Origin of the sequence: Kitasatospora putterlickiae (assembly GCF_039527695.1) — a bacterium.
Lineage (GTDB): Bacteria > Actinomycetota > Actinomycetes > Streptomycetales > Streptomycetaceae > Kitasatospora > Kitasatospora putterlickiae.
This window is the reverse complement of the sequence record NZ_BAAAKJ010000021.1, coordinates 27273-30996: the sequence shown is the minus strand read 5'-3', so window position 1 is coordinate 30996 and position 3724 is coordinate 27273. Positions and strand designations below refer to the sequence as shown.

The window sequence follows — 3724 nt, the reverse complement described above, 5'->3', positions numbered from 1 at the left end:
ACACCACCCCACAGCAGAAGAAGTAAAGGGACGGAAGCACCATGACTGACGCACTGAAGCGCCTCAGCGACGAAGGCGTGGCGATCTGGCTCGACGACCTCAGCCGCAAGCGGCTGAACACCGGGAACCTCGCCGAGCTGGTGCAGCACAAGCACGTGGTGGGCGTGACCACCAACCCGACCATCTTCCAGAAGGCCATCGGCGGCGGCGACAACTCCTACGACGGCCAGCTGCGCGACCTCGCCGTCCGCAAGGTCACCACCGACGAGGCCGTCCGCATGATCACCACCTCGGACGTGCGGGACGCCGCCGACGTGCTGCGCCCGGTCTACGACGCGTCCAACGGCCGCGACGGCCGGGTCTCCATCGAGGTCGACCCGCGGCTCGCCCACGAGACCGCCGCCACGGTGGCCGAGGCCAAGCAGCTGTGGTGGCTGGTCGACCGCCCGAACGTGTTCATCAAGATCCCCGCCACCAAGGCCGGCCTGCCCGCGATCGCCGAGGTCATCGGCAAGGGCATCAGCGTCAACGTCACGCTGATCTTCTCGCTGGAGCGCTACAAGGCGGTCATCGAGGCCTACCTGACCGGCCTGGAGGCCGCCAAGGCCAAGGGCCTGGACCTCTCCCAGATCGAGTCGGTCGCTTCCTTCTTCGTCTCCCGCGTCGACACCGAGATCGACAAGCGCCTGGACAAGATCGGCGGCGACGCCAGGAACCTCCGCTCCAAGGCCGCCCTGGCCAACGCCCGCCTGGCCTACCAGGCGTACGAGGAGGTCTTCGGCAGCGTCGACGGCAAGACCGTCGGCAGCGCCCGCTGGACGGCCCTGGAGGCCGCCGGCGCCAAGCCGCAGCGCCCGCTCTGGGCCTCCACCGGCGTCAAGGACCCGGCCCTGCCGGACACCCTGTACGTCACCGAGCTGGTCGCGCCCGGCACCGTCAACACGATGCCCGAGGCCACCCTGGACGCCACCGACGACCACGGCGTGGTCACCGGCGGCACCATCGTCCCGAACTACGCCGACGCCAAGGCCGTGATGGACGCCATCGCCGCCGCGGGCGTGGACTACGACGACGTGGTCCAGGTGCTGGAGGACGAGGGCGTGGAGAAGTTCGAGCAGTCCTGGAACGAGCTGCTCGACACCGTCACCGCCTCGCTCGCGTCGTTCGCCGGCGAGAAGTGACCCCTGCTCACAGCGCACGAAAGCGGAGCCCATCAAGTGAGCACTGATTTCCCCGAGTTGGCACCGGATTCGGACGCGGACAACCTCCCGTCGGCCCCCGTCAACCCGCTTCGCGACCCCTCCGACCGGCGGCTCCCGCGCATCGCGGGGCCGTCCGGCCTGGTCATCTTCGGGGTCACCGGTGACCTGTCCCGCAAGAAGCTGATGCCGGCCATCTACGACCTGGCCAACCGCGGCCTGCTGCCGCCGGGCTTCTCGCTCGTCGGCTTCGCCCGCCGCGAGTGGAAGGACGAGGACTTCGCCCAGGAGGTCCACGACGCGGTCAAGGAGCACGCCCGCACCCCCTTCCGCGAGGAGGTGTGGCAGCAGCTCGCCAAGGGCATGCGCTTCGTCCACGGGACCTTCGACGACGACGACGCCTTCGACAAGCTCCGCGAGACCATCCAGGAGCTGGACAAGGCGCAGGGCACCGGCGGCAACTTCGCCTTCTACCTGTCCGTCCCGCCGAAGTTCTTCCCCACCGTCGTCCAGCAGCTCAAGAAGCACGGCCTGGCCGACCCCCCGAACGGATCCTGGCGGCGCGCCGTCATCGAGAAGCCGTTCGGCCACGACCTGGAGTCCGCCCAGGAGCTGAACCGGATCGTCCACGAGGTCTTCCCCCGGGACGAGGTCTTCCGGATCGACCACTACCTGGGCAAGGAGACCGTCCAGAACATCCTGGCGCTCCGCTTCGCCAACCAGATGTTCGAGCCGATCTGGAACCGGTCGTACGTCGACCACGTGCAGATCACCATGGCCGAGGACATCGGCATCGGCGGCCGGGCCGGCTACTACGACGGCATCGGCTCGGCCCGTGACGTCATCCAGAACCACCTGCTCCAGCTGATGGCGCTCACCGCCATCGAGGAGCCGGCGTCCTTCCACCCGAAGGCGCTGGTGGCCGAGAAGCTCAAGGTGCTGAGCGCCGTCAAGCTCCCGGCCGACCTCGTCCGGCACACCGTGCGCGGCCAGTACACGGCCGGCTGGCAGGGCGGCGAGGAGGTCGGCGGCTACCTCGACGAGGACGGCATCAACCCGGACTCCAAGACCGACACCTACGCGGCCATCAAGCTGGAGATCAACAACCGCCGCTGGGCGGGCGTGCCGTTCTACCTGCGCACCGGCAAGCGGCTGGGCCGCCGGGTCACCGAGATCGCGGTGGTCTTCCAGCGCGCCCCGTACCTGCCGTTCGACTCCTACGCCACCGAGGAGCTGGGGCAGAACGCCCTGGTCATCCGGGTGCAGCCGGACGAGGGCGTCACCGTGCGGTTCGGCTCCAAGGTGCCGGGCACCTCCTTCGAGGTCCGGGACGTCACGATGGACTTCGCCTACGGCGAGTCCTTCACCGAGTCCTCCCCGGAGGCGTACGAGCGGCTCATCCTCGACGTGCTGCTCGGCGACGCCAACCTCTTCCCCCGTCACCAGGAGGTCGAGCTCTCCTGGCAGATCCTCGACCCGATCGAGAAGTACTGGGACACCCACGGCAAGCCCGCCGAGTACCCGGCCGGCACCTGGGGCCCGGCCGAGGCGGACGAGATGCTCGCACGAGACGGCAGGAGCTGGCGCCGGCCATGAAGATCGACCTCACGAACACCACGTCCGGCAAGATCAACGGGGCTCTCATGGAGGCCCGCCGGGGCAGTGGTGCCACCGCCGCCGGCATGGTGCTCACGCTGGTGATCGTCACCGACGAGGGCAGCGCCTACGACGCCCTCAAGGCGGCCAACGACGCCTCCCGCGAGCACCCCTCGCGCACCCTGGCGGTCATCAAGCGCGCCGGGCGCTCGCCCCGGGCCCGCGCCGAGACCCGCCTGGACGCCGAGATCCTGGTCGGCTCGGACGCCGGCTCCGGCGAGACGGTCATCCTGCGGATGCACGGCGAACTCGCCGCGCACGCCCAGTCGGTCGTCCTGCCGCTGCTGCTGCCGGACGCCCCGGTGGTGGTCTGGTGGCCGGAGAACGCGCCGCTGCACCCGGCCCAGGACCCGCTGGGCGCGCTCGCCCAGCGCCGGATCACCGACGCGGTCACCGCCGAGTCCCCGGTCGGCCAGCTCGCCCAGCGGGCCCAGAGCTACACCCCGGGCGACACCGACCTGGCCTGGACCCGGATCACCGGCTGGCGCTCGATGCTGGCCGCCGCGCTGGACCAGCGGCCGTCCACGATCACCGCCGCGGCGGTCGAGGGCGAGTCGTACAACCCCAGCGTCGAGCTGCTCGGCCTGTGGCTGCACACCCGGCTGCACGTGCCGGTCGAGCGGGTCGTCACCAACGGCCCGGGCATCACCGCGGTGCACCTGCGCACCAAGGACGGGGACATCACCCTGGACCGCCCGGACGGCCTGATGGGCACGCTCTCCATGCCAGGCTCGCCGGACCGCCAGGTCGCGCTCAAGCGGCGCGAGACCTCGGAGCTGATCGCCGAGGAGCTGCGCCGGCTCGACCCGGACGACATCTACGCGGCGGCCGTGCGCACGCCGGTGGACCGGCTCAAGGAGCCGGACGAC

2 protein-coding genes and 1 pseudogene are annotated in these 3724 nt (G+C 70.4%); all 3 read left to right on the top strand.

What is annotated here, in order from left to right:
* Positions 1–41 precede the first annotated feature (41 nt).
* Positions 42–1181 (top strand): transaldolase, encoded by a 1140-nt coding sequence (gene tal / locus ABD308_RS02670; protein WP_344324876.1) that lies wholly within the window; start codon positions 42–44, stop codon positions 1179–1181.
* Positions 1182–1238: 57 nt separating this feature from the next.
* Positions 1239–2795 (top strand): glucose-6-phosphate dehydrogenase, encoded by a 1557-nt coding sequence (gene zwf, locus ABD308_RS02665; protein ID WP_344324963.1) that lies wholly within the window; start codon positions 1239–1241, stop codon positions 2793–2795.
* Positions 2792–3724 (top strand): annotated as a pseudogene (gene opcA, locus ABD308_RS02660) (glucose-6-phosphate dehydrogenase assembly protein OpcA); the annotation flags it as partial. The gene zwf and the pseudogene opcA, both read left to right, overlap by 4 nt.